Origin of the sequence: Pseudoduganella sp. R-34 (assembly GCF_049904655.1) — a bacterium.
Classification (GTDB): Bacteria; Pseudomonadota; Gammaproteobacteria; order Burkholderiales; family Burkholderiaceae_D; genus Rugamonas.
Genome location: NZ_CP184572.1, coordinates 5,538,169 through 5,557,433 on the forward strand (window position 1 = coordinate 5,538,169; position 19,265 = coordinate 5,557,433).

General features: G+C 62.5%; 16 protein-coding genes. 8 read left to right on the plus strand and 8 right to left on the minus strand.

Translation table 11 applies throughout. The features are described from left to right. The first annotated feature begins 12 nt into the window (after positions 1–12). Positions 13–900 carry a LysR family transcriptional regulator gene (locus ACN9MW_RS25460; protein ID WP_426164036.1) on the plus strand — a complete coding sequence of 296 codons (888 nt, stop codon included), beginning with the start codon at positions 13–15 and terminating at the stop codon, positions 898–900. An 87-nt stretch (positions 901–987) separates the two neighbouring features. Here the strand turns inward: ACN9MW_RS25460 and ACN9MW_RS25465 are convergent, their stop codons facing one another. Genes ACN9MW_RS25465 through ACN9MW_RS25475 form a run of 3 tightly spaced genes read right to left on the minus strand, consistent with a single transcriptional unit; the run spans position 988 to position 5,102 of the window. Beyond that, the gene (locus ACN9MW_RS25465; protein WP_426164038.1) at positions 988–2,406 is read right to left on the minus strand and encodes an efflux transporter outer membrane subunit; all 1,419 of its coding nucleotides are present in this window, start codon (positions 2,404–2,406) and stop codon (positions 988–990) included. A gap of 15 nt (positions 2,407–2,421) precedes the next feature. Next, positions 2,422–3,996 (minus strand): DHA2 family efflux MFS transporter permease subunit, encoded by a 1,575-nt coding sequence (locus ACN9MW_RS25470; protein ID WP_426164040.1) that lies wholly within the window; start codon positions 3,994–3,996, stop codon positions 2,422–2,424. Continuing rightward, on the minus strand, positions 3,993–5,102 hold the full coding sequence (locus ACN9MW_RS25475) for an HlyD family efflux transporter periplasmic adaptor subunit (protein ID WP_426164042.1): 1,110 nt from the start codon (positions 5,100–5,102) through the stop codon (positions 3,993–3,995). Before ACN9MW_RS25475 ends, ACN9MW_RS25470 begins: the two co-directional genes overlap by 4 nt. Positions 5,103–5,252: 150 nt before the next feature. Between ACN9MW_RS25475 and ACN9MW_RS25480 the strand changes: the two genes are divergently transcribed. From ACN9MW_RS25480 to ACN9MW_RS25495, 4 genes are all read left to right on the plus strand, one after another. Continuing rightward, positions 5,253–5,897, plus strand: coding sequence for a TetR/AcrR family transcriptional regulator (locus ACN9MW_RS25480; protein WP_426164045.1), 645 nt, complete (start codon positions 5,253–5,255; stop codon positions 5,895–5,897). 109 nt (positions 5,898–6,006) lie between these two features. Further along, a complete protein-coding gene (locus tag ACN9MW_RS25485; RefSeq protein WP_130310722.1) occupies positions 6,007–6,189 on the plus strand; it encodes a hypothetical protein in 183 nt (60 codons plus the stop codon). Between the two features lie 94 nt (positions 6,190–6,283). Further along, positions 6,284–6,598 carry a DUF3144 domain-containing protein gene (locus ACN9MW_RS25490; RefSeq protein WP_426164048.1) on the plus strand — a complete coding sequence of 105 codons (315 nt, stop codon included), beginning with the start codon at positions 6,284–6,286 and terminating at the stop codon, positions 6,596–6,598. Between the two features lie 104 nt (positions 6,599–6,702). Next, positions 6,703–7,257: a hypothetical protein gene (locus tag ACN9MW_RS25495; protein ID WP_426164050.1), complete on the plus strand. Its 555-nt coding sequence runs from the start codon at positions 6,703–6,705 to the stop codon at positions 7,255–7,257. A gap of 4 nt (positions 7,258–7,261) precedes the next feature. Here ACN9MW_RS25495 and lpdA read toward each other — a convergent pair whose 3' ends face one another. The 4 genes from lpdA to ACN9MW_RS25515 form a co-directional block, all read right to left on the minus strand. Next, positions 7,262–9,040 carry a dihydrolipoyl dehydrogenase gene (lpdA, locus tag ACN9MW_RS25500; RefSeq protein ID WP_426164053.1) on the minus strand — a complete coding sequence of 593 codons (1,779 nt, stop codon included), beginning with the start codon at positions 9,038–9,040 and terminating at the stop codon, positions 7,262–7,264. 10 nt (positions 9,041–9,050) lie between these two features. Continuing rightward, the gene (gene aceF, locus ACN9MW_RS25505) at positions 9,051–10,706 is read right to left on the minus strand and encodes a dihydrolipoyllysine-residue acetyltransferase (RefSeq protein ID WP_426164056.1); all 1,656 of its coding nucleotides are present in this window, start codon (positions 10,704–10,706) and stop codon (positions 9,051–9,053) included. A gap of 22 nt (positions 10,707–10,728) precedes the next feature. Continuing rightward, on the minus strand, positions 10,729–13,425 hold the full coding sequence (gene aceE / locus ACN9MW_RS25510; RefSeq protein ID WP_426164058.1) for a pyruvate dehydrogenase (acetyl-transferring), homodimeric type: 2,697 nt from the start codon (positions 13,423–13,425) through the stop codon (positions 10,729–10,731). 228 nt (positions 13,426–13,653) lie between these two features. Beyond that, positions 13,654–14,553: a hypothetical protein gene (locus ACN9MW_RS25515; protein ID WP_426164060.1), complete on the minus strand. Its 900-nt coding sequence runs from the start codon at positions 14,551–14,553 to the stop codon at positions 13,654–13,656. Positions 14,554–14,572: 19 nt separating this feature from the next. On the opposite strand from ACN9MW_RS25515, the gene ACN9MW_RS25520 reads away from it, so the two are divergent. After that, a complete protein-coding gene (locus ACN9MW_RS25520; RefSeq protein ID WP_426164062.1) occupies positions 14,573–15,397 on the plus strand; it encodes a DUF2071 domain-containing protein in 825 nt (274 codons plus the stop codon). Here the strand turns inward: ACN9MW_RS25520 and ACN9MW_RS25525 are convergent. After that, positions 15,363–16,124: an AAA family ATPase gene (locus tag ACN9MW_RS25525; protein WP_426164065.1), complete on the minus strand. Its 762-nt coding sequence runs from the start codon at positions 16,122–16,124 to the stop codon at positions 15,363–15,365. The genes ACN9MW_RS25520 and ACN9MW_RS25525 overlap by 35 nt on opposite strands. Before the next feature lie 89 nt (positions 16,125–16,213). Between ACN9MW_RS25525 and folD the strand changes: the two genes are divergently transcribed. Together folD and ACN9MW_RS25535 are read left to right on the plus strand one after the other, a co-directional pair. Further along, complete coding sequence (gene folD / locus ACN9MW_RS25530; protein WP_426164067.1) at positions 16,214–17,059, plus strand: bifunctional methylenetetrahydrofolate dehydrogenase/methenyltetrahydrofolate cyclohydrolase FolD; 846 nt, start codon at positions 16,214–16,216, stop codon at positions 17,057–17,059. Between the two features lie 117 nt (positions 17,060–17,176). Next, positions 17,177–19,249, plus strand: a complete 2,073-nt coding sequence (locus ACN9MW_RS25535) for a M3 family metallopeptidase (protein WP_426164069.1) — start codon at positions 17,177–17,179, stop codon at positions 19,247–19,249. Positions 19,250–19,265 lie beyond the last annotated feature (16 nt).

Consider the following 19,265-nt stretch of genomic DNA (forward strand, 5'->3'; position numbering starts at 1 on the left):
TCATGGTTCGCAATGGACAAGCTCCGCAGCATGGAAGTATTTGTCGCCGCCGTCGACACAGGCAGCTTCACCGCCGCAGCCGAGCGCTTCGGCATTTCCGCCGTCATGGTGGGCAAGCACGTGCGGGAACTGGAACAGAAGCTCGGCACCGCCCTGCTCACGCGCACCACGCGGCGCCAGTCGCTGACCGAGATCGGCCGCCAATATGCCGAGCAATGCCGAACCATCCTGGCGCAGATCAGCGCGGCGGAAAGCCTGGCCGAAACCATGCGTTTGGCCCCGCGCGGTGTGCTGAAGGTGTCGGCAGCAGTCTCGTTCGGAATGGAATGGCTCAGCCCCATGATCCCCGAGTTCCTGGAAATGTACCCGGAAGTCAGCCTGGACCTGAACCTGAACGACCGCATGATCGACATGGTGGAAGAAGGCTTCGACGTGGCCGTGCGCATCGGCAAGCTGGAAGATTCATCGCTGGTCGCGCGGCCGCTGCGGCCATATGGCCTGGCGATTTGCGGCTCCCCCGACTACCTCGCACGACGCGGCGTGCCCCAGGTACCGGCCGACCTCGCGCAACACGAATGCCTGGAATTCAGCGGCTGGGTGCCGCAGGCACGCTGGCGGCTGAAGGGAGAAAAGGATGCGCGCAACGTACCGCTCAGCCGCCTGCGTGCCAACAACAGCTACGCCCTGAAACAAGCCGCGCTGAAAGGCTTCGGCCTGATCATGCAGGCTGAAACAGCGCTGGCACAAGACATCGCCGCCGGCCGCCTGGTACGCGTGCTGGACGACTACCTGCCCACCCCACGCCCCATGCACCTGCTCTACCCACGCAACCGCCAGCCCACACCCAAGCTGACCAGCTTCATCGACTTCGTGCTCACCCGCCTCGGGCCTACCAATTAAAAAGTCGGGGTCAGGTCTGGCAATCCGCCATTAAACGCACGAATGTGCGTTTAATGGCGGATTGCCAGACCTGACCCCGACTTTTATTTAAGGAGCTTGCCAGCCGCCGCCGAGGGCGCGGGCGAAGCTGACCGTGGCGAGCATGCGCTGGGTGTTGATCTGCACGGCGGCGCGGTCGGCGGCCAGGGCGCTGCGCTGGGCGTCGGTGACGTCGAGGTAGGTGCTGATGCCGCGTTCGTAACGGGCACGGGCAACGTCGTAGGCGCGGGTGGCGGCTTCGCGGGACGTGGCCTGGACCTTGCCCTGCTGCGTGCGCTGCTGCACATCGGACAGGGCGTCTTCCACTTCACGCAAGGCAGTCAGCAGCTTGCCTTCGTGGTTGGCTACCGCTTCTTCATAGCGGGCCTTGGCAACCGTCAGGTTGGACTGGTTGCGGCCGCCGTCGAAGATCGGCAGCGACAGCGCCAGCGGACCGAGGCTGAAGACGCGCGAACCGCCTTTGCTGATATCGCTCAAGCTCTCCGAGGCGTAGCCGAAGTTGCCGGTCAGGCTGACCGAGGGGTAGAACGCGCCTTCCGCGACGCCCACGTTGGCATTGGTCGCGCGCAGGGTGGCGACGCTGGCGGCCAGGTCGGGACGGTTGGCCAGCAGGTTGGCGGGCAGCCCGGCCGGGATGACCGGTGGCGCCGGCAGTTCGGTCGCAGTTGCCTGTTCCAGCTGCATCGTCGATGGCGAGGCGCCGACCAGTACCGCCAGCGCGTGTTCCAGCGTGTTGCGCTGGCGCTGGACTTCTTCCAGGTCGGCTTCGGCATTGGCGCGTTCGATGCGGGCACGCGAGGTGTCCAGTTCGTTCGACAGGCCGGCATTGAACCGGGCGTTCACCAGGTCTTCACTCTCCTTGCGGGTGGCCAGCGCGCCGCGCAGGATGGCCATTTCGGCATCCAGTCCGCGCAACTGCCAGTAGGTGGTGGCGATCTGCGAGGACAGCAGCAACAACACGCCGTCGCGGTCATGGCTGGCCGCCAGCGCTTGCGCGTCGGCCGATTCCACGGCGCGGCGCACGCGGCCGAACAGGTCCAGCTCATACGAGAAGCCGGCTGCCACGGAGTAGTTGTTGCCGTGGATCGAGCGGTGGCCCAGGGCGATACCTTGCGAGGTATTGGCCGAGCTGCGCGAATTCGATACGCCGGTACTGAGCGTCACGGATGGCAGCTGGCTGGCTTTCACCAGTCCCAGTTGCGCTTCGGCCTGGAACAGGCGCTGCGCCGCCGCCTTGGCGGTCGGGCTGTCGCGCAGGGCCTGGTGCTCAAGCCGGTTCAGCGTGTCGTCGCTGAACACGGTCCACCACTGCGATGGCAGTTGGGCTTCGCTCGCTGCGCCATGCGGCGCGTGGCGGAAGGCCTGTTCCTTCGTGCCTGCAGGCGCCTTGAAGTCGCTGCCCACGGTACCGCAGCCGGCCAATACCGCCGCCGCGCCAACTGCCATTGCAATCATTTTGATGTTCATAGTTCTTACTCTCATTTAGTGCGCACCAGCGCCGCCGCCCGAAGGTGATTTCACCTTGTCGGACAGCCACAGGATCAGGATGCAGGACAGCAGGATGCCGCCCACGATCAGGAAGCCGTCGTTGTACGCCATCACGAAGGACTCGCGCCGCACGATGCCATCGACCGCCTTCAGCGCCTTGTCCGATGCGGTAACCGGGTCGAAGCCTTTGCCGATAAACGACTGCGTCAACTGGTCCAGGCGCAGCTGGGTGGCGGCCGAGAAGCTGTTCACTGCCTCGCCCAGGCGAGCCGAGTGGAAGTGTTCGCGCTGCGTCAGCTGGGTTGCCAGCAGGGCGATGCCGATCGAGCCGCCCAGGTTGCGGATCATGTTGAACAGGCTAGATGCCGATGCGGTGTCTTTCGGCGCAATGCCGTTCATCGCGAAGTTCGACAGCGTCAGCATCACGAAGGGCTGGCCCAGCGCGCGCACCACCTGCGACAGCAGCAGCTGGTCGTAGCCGGTGGTCGCGTCCATATAGGCATTCATGATGCAGGAGACGCCGAACAGCCCGAGCCCGATCGAGCACAGGATGCGATTGTCGACTTTCATCGACAGCTTGGCCGCGAAAGGCATGATGAACAGCTGCGGCAAGCCGGCCCACATGATCACTTCACCGATCTGCATCGGCGAATAGCCGGCGATCTGGCCCAGGTACAGCGGCAGCAGGAACGAGGAGCCGTACAGGCCCATGCCCATCACCGCAGCCAGCGCCGATGCCACCAGGAAGTTCCGCTGCGTGAACAGGCCCAGGTTGACGAAGGGATGCGGCCGCATGGCGCTGGTCAGCACCCAGCCCAGCAAGCCCACGATAGCCAGGCCGGCAAAGGCGATGATGAAGCCGGACTCGAACCAGTCCTTGCTGTTGCCCTCTTCCAGGAAGATGGTCAGGCAACCCAGGCCCATCGCCATGAAGGCGATGCCCAGCCAGTCGGCATTGAACAATTCACCAAGCTTGCGCTGCTCGTGGTCGAGGCCATAGGCCACGCCGGCGATCAGCAGGATGCCGGGCACCCAGTTGATGTAGAAGATCGAAGGCCAGCCATACAGCTCGCTCAGATAGCCGCCCAGGGTCGGGCCCATGGAAGGCGCCAGCGTTGCGGTCAGGCCGAAGATCGCCATGCCCACTGCGCGTTTCGATGGCGGCAGCTTGGCCATCACCAGCGTCATCGCCATAGGGATCAGCGCGCCGCCGGTAAAGCCCTGCATCATGCGGAACATGATCATGCTTTGCAGGTTCCAGGCCGCGCCGCACAGGGTCGAGAACACCAGGAACAGTGCCGTGGTGCCCATCATGTAGCCGCGCATGCCGAAGGTGCGCGTGAGCAGCGCCGTCAGCGGGATCACGATGATCTCGGCCACCAGGTAGGCGGTCGAAATCCAGGAGCCCTCTTCCTGCGTCGCGTTCAGCGCGCCGAGGATGTCGCGCAGCGAGGAGTTGGTGATCTGGATGTCCAGCACCGCCATGAAGGCACCCAGCATGCCCGCGGCGACTGCGATCCAGGTGCGGCCGGATACCCGGCCTTCAGGCACCATCATTGGGGCACTCATTTTGCGTTCGACTTGATGCTGACTTCAGCGATGGCCGACATGCCCGGCACCAGGCGGCCTTCATAGGCTTTCAGGTCTTCCGGCTTGAAGGTGATCTTCACCGGCACGCGCTGCACGATCTTGGTGAAATTGCCGGTGGCGTTATCGGCCGGCAGCAGCGCGAACTGCGCGCCGGAGGCTGGCGAGAACGAGTCAACGCGGCCAACCAGTTCCTTGCCGGGCAGTGCGTCGATGGTCAGGCTGACTTCCTGGCCCACGCGCATGTCGGCGAGCTGGGTCTCCTTGAAGTTGGCGGTGACCCACACATTGTCCTGCACCAGGGCCACCAGTTGCTGGCCTGGCTGCACGCGCTGGCCTACTTCCAGGGCGCGCTTGCCGACGCGGCCATCGGCCGGTGCGACGATACGGTTGTAGGCCAGTTGCTGCTGCGCGTCTTTCAGCTGCACTTGCAGCACTTTGACTTGCGCCTTCAGCACTTCGCGGGCGGAGGTGGCGGAGCCGATTTGCGCTTTCGCGGCAACGGCGCTGTCCTTGCGCGCCGCCACGTCGGCGGTGGCGCTGGCGCGGGCGGCGTTGGCCGCATCCAGTTCGGCTTTCGATACCGCTTTCATCTGGCTGGTATACAGCTGGCCATAACGCTCGGCGTCCTGCGATGCACGCAACTGGTTGGCTTGCGCCTGCGCCACTTGCGCAGCAGCGGCGCTGGCTTGCGCATTCACTTGCGCGATCTGGGCGTCCGCCTGCAGCACTTGTTGCTGGACGCTGGCGATCTGGGCCTGGATCTGTTCTACCTTCACCTGCTGGTCGAAGGGATCGAGTTCGGCGATTACGTCGCCCGCCTTCACGAGCTGGTTGTCGTCCACCAGCACCTTGGTCACCACGCCGGAAATGCGCGAGGACACCGGGTGCACGTGGCCTGCCACGTAGGCGTTTTCCGTTTCCACATAGTGATGGCTGCGGTACCACATGCGGCCGCCAGCGGCCAGGGCTGCCAGGGCGATCAGGCCGGCGATCACGAGTACGCGACGGTTAGGTGGATTAGCGGTAGGCGCGGCTTCGGGCACGGCGCTGAGCACTTTTTGTTCGGCTGGGTTGTGCTGGGACATGGTGGGAAACTCCCTGAAAATGAAATGAGTCGTGTGCATTATTGGACAATCAATGACCAAAGTCAAGAAATGAAACGATTGCATTTCATTTTTATTTGGCATAAAGTGAGGTCTCTGCTAGCCTTCGGGCATTACGTACGGTTTTCAATCATGTCTATTGAACAAGTTATCGAGCCAGTCAAAGCCGGGCGCCCCAAGGCCGCCGAGGCCGAAGCGCGCCTGAACGACCTGCTGGATACGGCCGCCCGGCTCATCCTGGAAAAGGGCTATGCCAAGGTCAGCCTTGAAGCCATTGCCAAAGAAGCACGGGTTGCCGTGCGCACCATTTATGTGAAGTTCGGCGGCAAGGCCGGCCTGCTCAAGGCGATCTTGCTGCGTCATCGTGCCGGCGCCTTCGATCCCGTCGGCATGGAAACCCTGCACCGCCCTGTGCGCGAATCCTTGCTGGAGTTCGGCCTGCGCTTCCACCGCCTGGTCAGCACGCCGGCGGCTACCGCGCTCTATCAAATCGTGGTGGCGGAAGCCCACGCCAATCCCGACCTGGCCGAAGCGTTCTGGGACGCCGGCCCGCGCCAGACGCGCGAGCTGGTGGCGCGTTACTTCGCCCGTGCGGACGTCCGAGCCCAACTCGACACCAAGGCGCCGCCGGAGCGGCTGGCGATCCACCTGATGAACTGCCTGATGGGCGACCAGTTGCGCCGCTTCCTGTTCGATTCTCGCTGCGGCGTGGCCACCACGCCGGAGGAGATCGAGCAAGGCGTCGACCTGTTCCTGAACGGGGTGTTGAAGCGTTAAGCAGCCCTTAAGCGTGCGCGGCAGCGTATGTGCGCTAGCGCACGGTGGCCCATCGGCTGGCTGCCGGATACTGAGCTTCTCGAGAACCAAAATTAAAGTGGGAGGTTGTATGAGCAAGGTCGATCGGCTCGAATGGAGCAGGAAAATCGCCACGATCAACGAGCGCATCAAAGGTTTCCAGGAAAACCCGAACAAAGAGCACCTGGACGCCGCGATCAATGAACTCAAGGCCTATGCGGAAGCTGCCAATAGCGGCGGTATCGAAATCCCAGAGCGCTTCATTGCGAGCTGACAACAAACCGGGCAAAAGCCCGGTTTTTTATTGCAGCAACGCGCTTCCTGTGTCACGATGCCCACCCCTAGTATCAACTTATTGGTAGTAAATCATGAGCGAACAAGCAACCCAACAGCAGCAGAACGACGACCAGAAATTCTTCGAAAACATCGACGCCTACATTGCACTGGCCAACGCCCACGAAAACAGCAACAAGGGCGCCCCGCAACTGGTAGGCGCCAGCCTGCTGTTCGCCGCCGCCCGCTACAACACCTACCTGGTAGCTCGCGCCCAGCCTGACCTGGAAGCCTTCAAACTGAAGAAAGAAGAAGCCAAGGCCTACTTCATGGACCAGTTCAACAAGATGTTTGACGATAACTGGGAAGACTACGGCAAGCATTTCGAGCAGTACCGCAACCAGAAGTAAGCAACTCCCGGGCCCGCGTGGCCCCAGGAAAATTGCGCATGATGGCCCTGTCCGGGCACGCGAGCCGAGACTAAGATCGTGCTTTCGACGCCCGGATCATCACCATGAAAACTGCCTTCATTGCGCTCCTGGTCTTCTTCATCCACATCGGCTCCCCCGCAGCGGCTCCTCCAGCGAGCGATGGCCAACAGGACTTCAATTGGGAATTGGGGACCTGGCAAACAACACTGCGGCGACTCAGCAAACCCCTTACCGGCAGCCAGGAATGGCTTGAATATGCCGGCACGACGACCGTCACGCCGCTGATGGGCAAACGGGCGAATATCGTTGAATTTGATGTGCAGGGCCCTGCCGGCAGGATTGCCGGAGTTTCACTTCGCCTGTACCAGCCAGCGAGCGGGCAATGGAGCCTGCATTTCGCGAATCTCGCCAACGGTGCGATGACGGAGCCAATGCAGGGCAGCTTCAGGCAGGGACGCGGCGCTTTCTTCGGCCAGGACATGCTGGATGGCCGCAAGATCCTGGTCCGCTTCCTGATTGTCCCGCTTGGCGCGGACCAGTGGCGCTTCGAGCAGGCCTACTCCGCCGACAATGGAAAGACCTGGGAGGACAACTGGATCGCGGTCGATACGCGCCAGGCTGTCCTCCCATCGCGCTAACGGCTTAGCGCTTGCGTGGCGGCGGCAGGTCGGTGCAGACGCCTTCGTAGGCTTCTGCGGCCATGCCGATCGATTCACCCAGGGTCGGGTGCGGGTGGATGGTCTTGCCGATGTCGATGCCGTCGGCGCCCATCTCGATCGCCAGGGCGATTTCACCGATCATGTCGCCGGCGTGGGTGCCGACGATGGTGCCGCCGATGATGCGGTGCGTCTCTGCATCGAACAGCAGCTTGGTGAAGCCTTCGTCACGGCCGTTGGCAACGGCGCGGCCGCTGGCAGCCCATGGGAAGTGGCCCTTCTCGACCTTGATGCCCTTGGCTTTCGCTTCGTCTTCGGTGATGCCGGCCCATGCCACTTCCGGATCGGTGTAGGCCACCGATGGAATGATCTTCGCGTCGAAGTGAGCCTTCTCGCCGTGGGCTGCTTCGGCGGCGACGTGGGCTTCGTGCACGGCTTTGTGCGCGAGCATTGGCTGGCCGACGATATCGCCGATGGCGAAGATGTGCGGCACATTGGTGCGCATCTGGCTGTCGACGTTGATGAAGCCGCGGTCGGTGACGATCACGCCGGCCTTGTCGGCGGCGAGCTTCTTGCCGTTCGGGCTGCGGCCGACTGCCACCAGGACCATGTCGTACAGCTGCGGTTCCGGTGCGGTGGCGCCGGCTTCTGCGGCTTCGAAGGTGACCTTGATCCCTTCCGGCAGCGCTTCCACTCCGACGGTCTTGGTCTTGGTCATGATGCGGTCGAAGCGCTTCTCGTTGTACTTCTGCCAGACCTTCACGGCTTCGCGGTCGGCGCCTTGCATCAGGCCGTCCATCATTTCGACCACGTCGATGCGCGCGCCGAAGGTGCTGTACACGGTGGCCATTTCCAGGCCGATGATGCCGCCGCCGATGACCAGCATCTTCTTCGGCATGAAGCGCAGCTCGAGCGCTCCGGTGCTGTCGACGATGCGGTTGTCTTCAGGGACGAACGGCAGTTTCACCACGCTGGAACCTGCGGCGATGATGGCTTGCTTGAACTGCACGACCTTCTTGCTGCCGTCGGCCGCGGTGACTTCGATGTGGTTCGGGCTGAGGAACTGGCCCACGCCCTGCACCACGTTCACCTTGCGCATCTTGGCCATGCCGGCCAGGCCGGTGGTCATCTTCTTGATGACCCCTTCCTTGTAGCTGCGCACCTGGTCGATGTCGATGGTCGGCTTGGCGAAGGTGACGCCATTCTTGGCCATGTGGCTGGTTTCGTCGACCACGGCTGCCAGGTGCAGCAGGGCTTTCGACGGGATGCAGCCCACGTTCAGGCAGACGCCACCCAGGGTCGCGTATTTCTCGACCAGCACGGTGTTCATGCCCAGGTCCGCGGAGCGGAAGGCGGCGGAGTAGCCGCCAGGACCGCCACCCAGGACCATCATGTCGCAGGTGATGTCGACCTGGCCGGCGTAGCCGCCAGCCTGCGGCGCAGCCACAGGCGCGGCCGGGGCTGGCGCGGCGGCTGGCGCCGGGCCTGCAGCGGCCGCAGGAGCAGGTGCGGCTGCAGGGGCTGCAGAGCCGACGGCTTCCTCGACCACCATCAGTGCCGAGCCTTCGCTCACCTTGTCGCCAACCTTGATCTTGAGTTCCTTGATCACGCCAGCGTGGGTCGATGGAATCTCCATCGATGCCTTGTCGGATTCGACGGTGGCCAGCGATTGGTCGACCTTGACGGTATCGCCAACCTTGACCAGCAGCTCGATCACTTCAACGTCCTTGAAGTCGCCGATGTTCGGTACTTTAACTTCGATCATCGCGGCCTCCTTACAGCAGGATCTTGCGCATATCGGCCAGCACTTCGGCCAGGTATGCAGCGAAGCGGGCACCGGATGCGCCGTCGACCACTCGGTGGTCGTAGGACAGCGACAGTGGCAGCATCAGGCGCGGCACGAACTGCTTGCCGTCCCAGACTGGCTTCATGGAGGACTTGGACAAGCCGAGGATCGCCACTTCCGGTGCGTTCACGATCGGGGTGAATGCGGTACCGCCAATGCCGCCCAGCGACGAAATGGTGAAGCAGGCGCCCTGCATGTCGGTCGGTTTCAGCTTGCCTTCGCGCGCTGCCAGCGACAGTTCGCCCATTTCCTTGGCGATCTGGGTCACTGACTTCTGGTCGGCGTTCTTCACGACCGGCACCACCAGGCCTTGCGGCGTGTCGGCTGCGAAGCCGATGTTGTAGTACTTCTTCAGGATCAGGTTCTCGCCCTTCTCGTCCAGTGACGAATTGAAGGTCGGGAATTTCTTCAGCGCGGTCACGGAGGCCTTGATCACGAACGCCAGCATGGTGAGCTTGACGGCGTCCTTGTTCTTGGCGTTGGCGTTGTTGCTGTCGACGCGGAACTGTTCCAGGTCGGTGATGTCGGCGTCTTCGAACTGCGTCACGTGCGGGATCATCACCCAGTTGCGATGCAGGTTCGGGCCGGAGATCTTCTTGATGCGCGGCAGCGGGGACAGTTCTGTTTCGCCGAACTTGCTGAAGTCCAGCGATGGCCATGGCAGCAGGTTCAGGCCTGCACCGCCGCCAGCGGCTGCCGGTGCGGCATTCGGTGCTGCGACTGCGCCGGAGACGATGCCCTTGACGTAATTTTGCACGTCCAGCTGGGTCACGCGGCCTTTCGGGCCGGTGCCGCCAACGCGGGTCACGTCCACGCCCAGTTCGCGGGCAAACTTGCGAACGGATGGAGAGGCATGGGCCAGCTTGCCGTTGACGGCAGGCGCGGACGGCGCTGCAGCGGCAGCAGGAGTCGCGGCTGCAGCCGGAGCTGCGGCGGCCGGAGCGGCAGCGGGAGCCGCGGCTGGCGCAGGCGCTGCCGCTGGGGCGGCGGCACCGCCGGCAGCGTCAACGATCAGCACCAGGGAGCCTTCAGCAACCTTGTCGCCTACCTTGACCTTGATCTCTTTCACCACGCCAGCGTGCGACGATGGAATTTCCATGGAGGCTTTGTCGGATTCGACGGTCACCAGGGACTGGTCCTTGGCGATGGTGTCGCCGACCTTGACCATCACTTCGATGACTTCCACTTCCTTGAAGTCGCCGATGTCGGGCACTTTCACTTCGACCGGGCTGGCCGAAGCAGCTGGCGCAGGCGCGGCGGCAGCGGCAGGCGCTGGGGCCGCAGCAGCAGGCGCGGCTGCCGGAGCTGCGGCTGCTGCCGGTGCGGCGGCAGGAACTCCGGCGGCGCCGGATGCTTCAACGATCAGCAACAGCGAACCTTCCGCCACCTTGTCGCCGACCTTCACCTTGATTTCCTTGACGACACCGGCTTGCGACGAAGGAATCTCCATCGATGCCTTGTCCGATTCAACAGTCACCAGCGACTGGTCAACCTTGATCGTGTCGCCCACCTTGACCATCAGTTCGATGACTTCAACTTCCTTGAAGTCGCCGATATCCGGGACTTTCACTTCAACCATGCTCATAGTGTTTGCTCCGTCTTCTTATTTATTGGGTCACCGGATTTGGCTTGTTCGGGTTGATGCCGTACTTCTTGATGGCGTCTTCCACCACCGACATCGCGATCTTGCCTTCGTCCGCCAGGGCACGCAGGGATGCGACGGTGATGTAGTAACGGTTCACCTCGAAGAACTCGCGCAGCTTGGCGCGGCTGTCCGAACGGCCAAAGCCATCGGTGCCCAGCACCTTGTAGGTGCGGCCTTCCGGCATGTAAGGACGGATCTGCTCAGCGAATGCACGCATGTAGTCGGTGGTTGCAACGATCGGGCCGGTGCTGTCCTTCAGCAGGCCGGTCACGTAAGGGACGCGCTGTTCCTTGGTCGGGTTGACCATGTTCCAGCGTTCGCAGTCCTGGCCATCGCGGGCCACCAGGGTCAGCGAAGGAGCGGACCACACGTCGGCAGCGATGTTCCAGTCGTTCTTCAGCAGTTCAGCGGCGAAGATGGATTCGCGCAGGATGGTGCCCGAGCCGACCAGCTGCACGCGCTGCTTGGCGGACTTATCGCCCTCTTGCAGCAGGTACATGCCCTTCAGGATGCCCTCTTCCTGGCCTGGCTTCAGGCCTGGGTGGGCATAGTTCTCGTTCATGATGGTGATGTAGTAGAACACGTCTTCCTGTTCGCCCACCATGCGGCGCAGGCCGTCCTGGATGATGACTGCCAATTCATGGCCGAAGGTCGGGTCGTACGGCACGCAGTTCGGGATGGTCGCCGCAACGATATGGCTGTGGCCATCTTCGTGCTGCAGGCCTTCGCCGTTTAGCGTGGTGCGGCCGGCGGTACCCGCCATCAGGAAGCCGCGTGCGCGCATGTCGCCCGCCGCCCAAGCCAGGTCGCCAACGCGCTGCAGGCCGAACATCGAGTAGTAGGTGAAGAACGGGATCATCACGCGGTTGTTGCTCGAGTACGAGGTCGCCGCAGCGATCCACGAGCTCATGCCGCCCGCTTCGTTGATACCCTCTTGCAGGATCTGGCCGGCCTTGTCTTCGCGGTAGTACATCACCTGGTCCTTGTCGACCGGCTCGTACAACTGGCCCTGCTGGTTGAAGATGCCGATCTGGCGGAACAGGCCTTCCATACCGAAGGTACGGGACTCGTCAACCAGGATAGGCACTACGCGCTGGCCCAGCGACTGGTCGCGCAGCAGAGCGGTGATGATACGCACGTAAGCCTGGGTGGTGGAGATCTCGCGGCCTTCCGGAGTCGGGTCGGTCACGGCCTTGAAGGCGTCCAGCCCCGGCACCACCAGCTTCTCGTCGGCCTTGGTACGGCGCGATGGCAGGTAGCCGCCCAGTGCCTTGCGGCGCTCGTGCAGGTACTTCATTTCAGGCGCGTCGTCGGACGGCTTGAAGAACGGGATGTCTTTCAGCTTGTCGTCCGGGATCGGGATGTTGAAGCGGTCGCGCATTTCGCGGATTGCCTCGTCGTCCAGCTTCTTGGTCTGGTGCGCGGTGTTGCGCGCTTCGCCGGATTTGCCCATGCCGAAGCCCTTGACGGTCTTCACCAGCAGCACGGTTGGCTTGCCGACGGACTCGTTGGCCATCTTGAAGGCAGCGTAGATCTTGTGCGGGTCGTGGCCGCCGCGGGTCAGGCGCCAGATGTCGTCGTCCGACATGTTGGCCACCATTTCCAGCAGCTTCGGATGCTTGCCGAAGAAGTGCTTGCGCACGTAGGCGCCGTCCTTGGCCTTGTAGTTCTGGTATTCGCCGTCGACGGTTTCCATCATCACCTTCTGCAGGATGCCGTCCTTGTCCTGCGCCAGCAGGTTGTCCCAGCCCGGGCCCCAGATCACTTTGATGACGTTCCAGCCGGCGCCGCGGAAGTCCGCTTCCAGCTCCTGGATGATCTTGCCGTTGCCGCGCACCGGACCGTCCAGGCGCTGCAGGTTGCAGTTGACCACGATGTTCAGGTTGTCCAGCTGTTCGCGGGCAGCCATGCCGATCGCGCCCATCGATTCCGGTTCGTCCATCTCGCCGTCGCCGCAGAAGGCCCAGACCTTGCGGCCTTCGGTATTGGCGATGCCGCGCGCGTGCAGGTACTTCAGGAAGCGCGCCTGGTAGATCGCCATCAGCGGGCCCAGGCCCATCGACACGGTCGGGAATTGCCAGAATTCCGGCATCAGTTTCGGGTGCGGGTAGGAGGACAGGCCTTTGCCGTCCACTTCCTTGCGGAAGTTCAGCAGTTGTTCTTCGCTCAGGCGGCCTTCCAGGAAGGCGCGCGCGTAGACGCCGGGCGACGAGTGGCCCTGGATGTACAGCAGGTCGCCGCCGTGCTCGGCGCTCTCGGCTTTCCAGAAGTGGTTGAAGCCGATGCCCAGCATGTTCGCCAGCGAGGCGAACGAGGACAGGTGGCCGCCCAGGTCGCCGTCGGCGCGGTTGGCCTTGACGACCATTGCCATCGCGTTCCAGCGCATCCACGAGCGCAGGCGCTCTTCGTATTCCAGGTTGCCTGGGCAGTGGGCTTCCTTATGGGCGGGGATGGTGTTGACGTAGGCGGTATTGGCGGAGAACGGAATGTCGGCGCCGCGGCGGCGGGCCAGGTCGACCAGTCGCTCCATCAGGTAATGGGCACGTTCAGGGCCTTCGTTTTCCAGGACGGCTTCCAACGCCTCCAGCCATTCTTTGGTTTCCTGTGCATCAGGATCGTTGGCCGTTTGTGCCGTGACCTGGTCAAGTTGAGCTGACATGTAACTAGTCTCCTATCAATTGAAGGCGCCCCACCCTGTGTGCTCCGGACGGTGCAGGTGATTATTTATTAAGACTTTGGCTAAGTGTGAAGGATTCTATCAGCGAATTCGGCATTTTTCAAATTGCGGAAGTTGATTTTGCAATGTGAAATGAAGCACCAGCCGTGCGGGCGGCTTCAATCATCGCGATTCGGTCAGGCGGGCGGCGCACGATGCACCCGCGCCCCATCACTTGCGGCAGAGCCCCAGGCGCGGATCAAAGGGATCGAGCCACAGCTCCCTGCGGGAAAGCATGGCGGGATCGATGTCCTTGTTCGGCAGGTCGACGCGGCGCCGTTTGCACAGTTGGGCGCGCTGCAGGTAGCTGCGGTGATGTTCGAGCACGAGGCGCTCCAGTGTGCCGTCCTTCAGCAGCGATTCCATGCCGGCGCGGATGCGTTTATATAGCCGGGGGGTCTTGGGCGAGACGAAGAACATCGAGGGAATATTGTCGTGCAGGACGATGCTGTCTTCGATTGCCAGTTGCGGGAAGGCTTGCTTGCGCAGGTCGTACTCCTGGAAGATCTCGTTCACGCCGCGCGGAAGGTAGTCGAAGCGGCCGGCGACCAGCATGTCGAACAAGCCGATGTAGTTACTGCCGGTGACATAGCGGAAGCCGTTATCCTGCAGCGACGCGCGTGTGACCCACACCGATCCGACACCGGCAGTCATTTCCTTGAGCCCGCCCGGCAGCACCAGTTTGCGAATGCGTTCCTGGTTCTTGCTGTCGATCAGGGCAATACGCCAGCTTTGCAAGCCCATATCTGTGGGCACTGGCACTGCGCGCAGGGTCTTGAGCCATTTCGCATCGGCTGGGTAGGCGGTCACGTTAATCAGCTTTCCGTCCTTGAGCGCTTCAAGCAGGCGCGGACGCTCCATGTGGGCGTCCGCATATTCGATGGTGTACGGCCCGAATTCGGGCACCGTGCGCTCCATCACCTGTTGCAGCAAGACCTTTGAATATTCGCGCCGAAGGTCGGCGGACGAGGCAGCACGGTCGAAGATCACGGCATCCACCGCTCGGGCGTCGAACGCCGCGCATGCCAGTAACAGCGCGGCCAGGCGAGCGATTGTCTCCTTTATCTTCATTCGCCTATGATATCGTGATATGACCAACAATTACATTCATCCAACGCCGGGACTTCCCGGCCGCCTGCTCGCCCGCCTCGCAAATTCCCGACGCATCGCCAGCGCCCGCCGCGCGGTGTTTTCGCGCCTGCCGTTCCTGACCCTTGAAAGCGATGTGCGCGACGTCGTTTACCTGACCTGGATGATGGATGCCGCGACTGCGCAGGCCATGGTGCCGGCAGGCGTGCGCTTGTGGCAGCGCAATGGCCTCACGCCGTTCAGCGTCCTTACCTATCGCCATGGCCATTTCGGTCCGGCGCTGGCGGGAGCAACACGCCGCCTGATGCCATCGCCCCTGCAAAGCAACTGGCGCTTCTATCTGGAGGAACCGGGCAAGGTGTATTTCGTGCGGAATATCATGGATAGCACGCTTCATGCTCTCGGCACGCGCATATTCAGCGATATTCTGCCGACGCATTTGCCTGCACGGTTTGTCCATGCGCGCGATGGCGATGAATACTCCACCAGCATCGAGCCCGGAGCCGGCAGCGCGCCGCTGCTGAAGGCCCGGACCCGAGTAAGAGCGCAGCGCGCCCTGCCGCCGGGCCTGGCCGGCGCTTTCGCAAACTGGGACGAGGCAGTCGGCTTCCTCGCATGCCAGCACATGGCAATGATCGAGGTTCCGGGCACTGGCCGCATGGCGGAATCGGAAATCAGCCTGCCAATTCCGCTCGATGAAGTGCTGCCGCTGGAGGCGGAATCGGTGAACTGCCCGATGGCTGGCGCCGACGCGGGCAGCCCATTCTGCTTCGCCGTGCCGCGCGTGAAGTTCAGGGTTCTTTCGGAGTCTCTAGCAGCGTCTTGAGCGCACCGCGCGGGTTGGCCATGAAGTCGTGCATCACTTCGTAGTGTTCGGTGTCCTCATAAGCACGCTGGCGTATTCCATCCGGCGTGCAGACGAAGATGCTGGCTTCCGGATAGGCCATCAGGATCGGCGAATGGGTCGCGATCACGAATTGTGAGCCGCCCTGCACCAGTTGGTGGATGCGCTTCAATGCCCGCAACTGGCGTTGCGGCGACAGCGCGGCTTCCGGTTCGTCCAGGATGTACAGGCCTTTGCCGCCGAAACGCTTCTCCAGCAGCGCCAGGAACGATTCCCCATGCGACTGCTCATGCAGGGAAACACCGCCATAGGAATCGATGACTGGCGGCGCAGGAGCCGGGATCCGGTCCATATTCTCAATTTCGGTCGCGACATTGAAGAAACTCTCCGCACGGAGGAAATAGCCATCCCGTGGCTTGCGCACGCCACGTGCAACGCGCAGGTACTCATGCAGGCACGAATGTGAGACACGGGTGCCGAAGTTGAAATTCTTGCTGCCGCCTTCGGCGTTGAAGCCCAGCGCCACGGCCAGGCCTTCCAGCAAAGTCGACTTGCCTGAGCCGTTTTCGCCGACGATGAACGTCACCGCCGGGTCGAATTCGAGGCGGCCGAGGTGGCGGACCGCAGGCAGGCAGAAGGGGTAAGCCGAGAAATCGGGCGTCTTGTCCGGGCGCAGCTGGGCATCAATCAGGAACTGGTAAGAGATCATTTATTGACAAGCTTACAATCATGTGCAGTGCAGGACAAGGCCGCCACCATTTATAATGGCGACTTTCCATTCCACCAATCCAAGCAATCATGTCTGCACAACTGATCGACGGAGTAGCACTCTCCCAAAAACTGCGCGCTGAAATCGCTTCCCGCGCCGCCGCACTGACCGCCAAGGGCAAACAGCCCGGCCTGGCCGTGATCCTGGTCGGCGACGACCAGGCCAGCCATGTCTACGTGCGCAACAAGGTCAAGGCATGCGAAGACGCCGGCATCCGCTCCGTGAAAGAGCAATACGCTGCAGACATGACCGAGCAAGCCCTGCTCGAACGCATCGCCACCCTGAATGCCGACCCAAGCATCCATGGCATCCTGGTGCAGATGCCGCTGCCCAAGCATATCGACCCGCACAAGGTGATCGAGGCCATCGCTACGACCAAGGACGTGGACGGCTATTCCGTGCTGAGCGCCGGAGAACTGATGACCGGCCTGGAAGGCTTCCTGCCATGCACGCCTTACGGCTGCATGAAGCTGATCGAATCGACCGGCGTTACGCTGAAGGGCAAGCATGCTGTCGTGATTGGCCGCTCCAACACCGTTGGCAAGCCAATGGGCCTGCTGCTCTTGCAAGCTAACGCCACCGTCACCATCTGCCATAGCGGAACGGCGGACCTGGGCTATCACACCCGCCAGGCCGATATCGTGGTGGCTGCAACTGGCCGCCGCAACACCCTGTCTGCTGATATGGTGAAGCCGGGCGCCATCGTGATCGATGTCGGCATCAACCGCGATGAGAACGGCAAACTGTGCGGCGACGTGGACTTTGCGGGCATCAAGGAAGTGGCTTCGCATATCACGCCGGTGCCGGGTGGCGTGGGGCCGATGACCATTACCATGCTGCTGATGAATACTATTGAGTCGGCGGAGCGCGTTTAAACCGGTAAACAGGTGCCAGACCCACGGGGTCTGACACCTTCGGCACGCGGCCGCCGCGTTACCAGTGCCTGACCCTGCGGGTCTGGCACTGCTTTTACGGTTATTGAGGAGTTAAGAATGACTGACAATCCCCTGCTGGACTTTAGCGGCTTGCCGCGTTTCGATGCGATCAAGCCCGAACACGTCACTCCCGCAATCGAGCACCTGCTTGAAAAGAACCGCGCTGCCGTGGCGCAACTGGAAGCGCCCAGCGACCAGGTAACCTGGGATAATTTCGTCACCCCGCTGGAGAATTCCACCGAGCTGCTGGGCCGCGCCTGGGGCATCGTCAGTCACCTGAACAACGTGGTGGATACGCCCGAGCTGCGCGCCACCTACAACGAAAACCTGCCGAAAGTGACCGAGTTCTGGACCGCCCTGGCCCAGAACGAGGCGCTGTTCGCCAAATACAAGGCCTTGCGCGCCAGCGCGGAATTCGCCACCCTGTCACCGGCACGCCAGCGCATCGTCGACAACGCGATCCGCGACTTCCGCATGGGCGGCGCCGAACTGCCGGCCGACAAGAAGGAACGCTTCGCTGCGATCCAGGAAGAACACGCCGCCACCAGCACCCGCTTCAGCGAGAACGTGCTGGACGCCACCAATGACTGGAAACTGCTGGTGGAGGACGAAGCCGAACTGCGCGGCCTGCCCGACGATTCCAAGGCTGCCGCCAAGGCGCTGGCCGAAAAGGACGGCAAACAAGGCTGGCTGTTCACCCTGCACTTCCCTTCCTATTACCCGATCCTGCAGTTCTGCGACAACCGCGCGCTGCGCGAAAAGGTCTACCGTGCCAACGCCACCAAGGCTTCCGAGCTGGGCGACGCGTTCAGCAAGCGCGAAGACTGGGACAACACCGCCAATATCGCCACGCTGCTGAAACTGCGTGCCGAAGAGGCCGGTCTGCTCGGCTACAAGAACTTCGCCGAAGTCTCGCTGGTGCCGAAAATGGCCAAGTCGCCGGAACAGGTCATCGAATTTCTGGAAGACCTGGCCAAACGCGCTCGCCCCTTCGCCGAGAAAGACCTGGCCGAACTGCAGGCCTACGCCAGCAAGGAGCTGGGCATCGACAACCTGCAGTCGTGGGACCTGCCCTACGCTTCCGAAAAGCTGCAGCAGCACCTGTACTCCTTCTCGGCGCAGGAAGTGAAGCAGTACTTCCCCGAACACAAAGTGGTCGACGGCCTGTTCAAGCTGGTGCAAACCCTGTTCGGCGTCAGCATCCGCCCGGACAGCGCGCCGGTCTGGCACAAGGACGTGCGCTTCTACAGCATCGAACGCGATGGCGTGCTGGTAGGCCAGTTCTACCTGGACCTGTACGCCCGCGAAGGCAAGAGCGGCGGCGCCTGGATGGACGACGCGCGCGGCCGCCGCATCAAGAACGGCGAGCTGCAAACTCCGGTCGCCTACCTGACCTGCAATTTCACCGAACCGCTGGTGGTGGACGGCGTGCCGCAGCCGTCGCTGTTCACCCACGATGAAGTGATCACGCTGTTCCACGAATTCGGCCATGGCCTGCACCACATGCTGACCCAGGTTGAAGAGCTGGCGGTGTCCGGCATTTCCGGCGTCGAATGGGATGCTGTCGAGCTGCCGTCGCAGTTCATGGAAAACTTCTGCTGGGAATGGGATGTGCTGAGCCATATGAGCGCCCACGTGAAGAGCGGCCTGCCGCTGCCGCGCGCCCTGTACGACCGCATGCTGGCGGCCAAGAACTTCCAGTCCGGCCTGCAGACCCTGCGCCAGGTGGAATTCGCCCTGCTCGACATGCTGCTGCACTACGATTTCCAGCCATCCGGCGCCAAATCGGTGCAGGACGTGATCGACGAAGTGCGCCGCAAGTTTGCCGTTATCATCCCGCCAAGTTTCAACCGATTCCAACATTCCTTCGGCCATATCTTTGCCGGAGGCTATGCGGCGGGATACTATAGCTATAAGTGGGCGGAAGTATTGTCTGCCGACGCCTACGCAGCCTTCGAGGAAGCGGCGGCGCTGGACGGCGGCAAACTGTCCACAGAAACTGGTAAACGCTTCCAGCAGGAGATCCTGGCCGTCGGCGGTTCGCGCCCGGCGCTGGAGTCGTTTACCGCATTCCGCGGCCGTGAGCCGAGCATCGACGCCCTGCTGCGCCACAGCGGCATGGCGGCTTAATGGAGATAGAAAGTCA

What these genes read in the sequence shown, in the direction of transcription:
- ACN9MW_RS25515 (WP_426164060.1), bottom strand. Translation starts at nt 14,553, where the DNA reads ATGAAGATAAAGGAGACAATCGCTCGCCTGGCCGCGCTGTTACTGGCA.
- ACN9MW_RS25465 (WP_426164038.1), bottom strand. Translation starts at nt 2,406, where the DNA reads ATGAACATCAAAATGATTGCAATGGCAGTTGGCGCGGCGGCGGTATTG.
- ACN9MW_RS25520 (WP_426164062.1), top strand. Translation starts at nt 14,573, where the DNA reads ATGACCAACAATTACATTCATCCAACGCCGGGACTTCCCGGCCGCCTG.
- ACN9MW_RS25475 (WP_426164042.1), bottom strand. Translation starts at nt 5,102, where the DNA reads ATGTCCCAGCACAACCCAGCCGAACAAAAAGTGCTCAGCGCCGTGCCC.
- ACN9MW_RS25480 (WP_426164045.1), top strand. Translation starts at nt 5,253, where the DNA reads ATGTCTATTGAACAAGTTATCGAGCCAGTCAAAGCCGGGCGCCCCAAG.
- aceF (WP_426164056.1), bottom strand. Translation starts at nt 10,706, where the DNA reads ATGAGCATGGTTGAAGTGAAAGTCCCGGATATCGGCGACTTCAAGGAA.
- ACN9MW_RS25495 (WP_426164050.1), top strand. Translation starts at nt 6,703, where the DNA reads ATGAAAACTGCCTTCATTGCGCTCCTGGTCTTCTTCATCCACATCGGC.
- ACN9MW_RS25460 (WP_426164036.1), top strand. Translation starts at nt 13, where the DNA reads ATGGACAAGCTCCGCAGCATGGAAGTATTTGTCGCCGCCGTCGACACA.
- aceE (WP_426164058.1), bottom strand. Translation starts at nt 13,425, where the DNA reads ATGTCAGCTCAACTTGACCAGGTCACGGCACAAACGGCCAACGATCCT.
- ACN9MW_RS25470 (WP_426164040.1), bottom strand. Translation starts at nt 3,996, where the DNA reads ATGAGTGCCCCAATGATGGTGCCTGAAGGCCGGGTATCCGGCCGCACC.
- ACN9MW_RS25490 (WP_426164048.1), top strand. Translation starts at nt 6,284, where the DNA reads ATGAGCGAACAAGCAACCCAACAGCAGCAGAACGACGACCAGAAATTC.
- ACN9MW_RS25535 (WP_426164069.1), top strand. Translation starts at nt 17,177, where the DNA reads ATGACTGACAATCCCCTGCTGGACTTTAGCGGCTTGCCGCGTTTCGAT.
- ACN9MW_RS25485 (WP_130310722.1), top strand. Translation starts at nt 6,007, where the DNA reads ATGAGCAAGGTCGATCGGCTCGAATGGAGCAGGAAAATCGCCACGATC.
- folD (WP_426164067.1), top strand. Translation starts at nt 16,214, where the DNA reads ATGTCTGCACAACTGATCGACGGAGTAGCACTCTCCCAAAAACTGCGC.
- ACN9MW_RS25525 (WP_426164065.1), bottom strand. Translation starts at nt 16,124, where the DNA reads ATGATCTCTTACCAGTTCCTGATTGATGCCCAGCTGCGCCCGGACAAG.
- lpdA (WP_426164053.1), bottom strand. Translation starts at nt 9,040, where the DNA reads ATGATCGAAGTTAAAGTACCGAACATCGGCGACTTCAAGGACGTTGAA.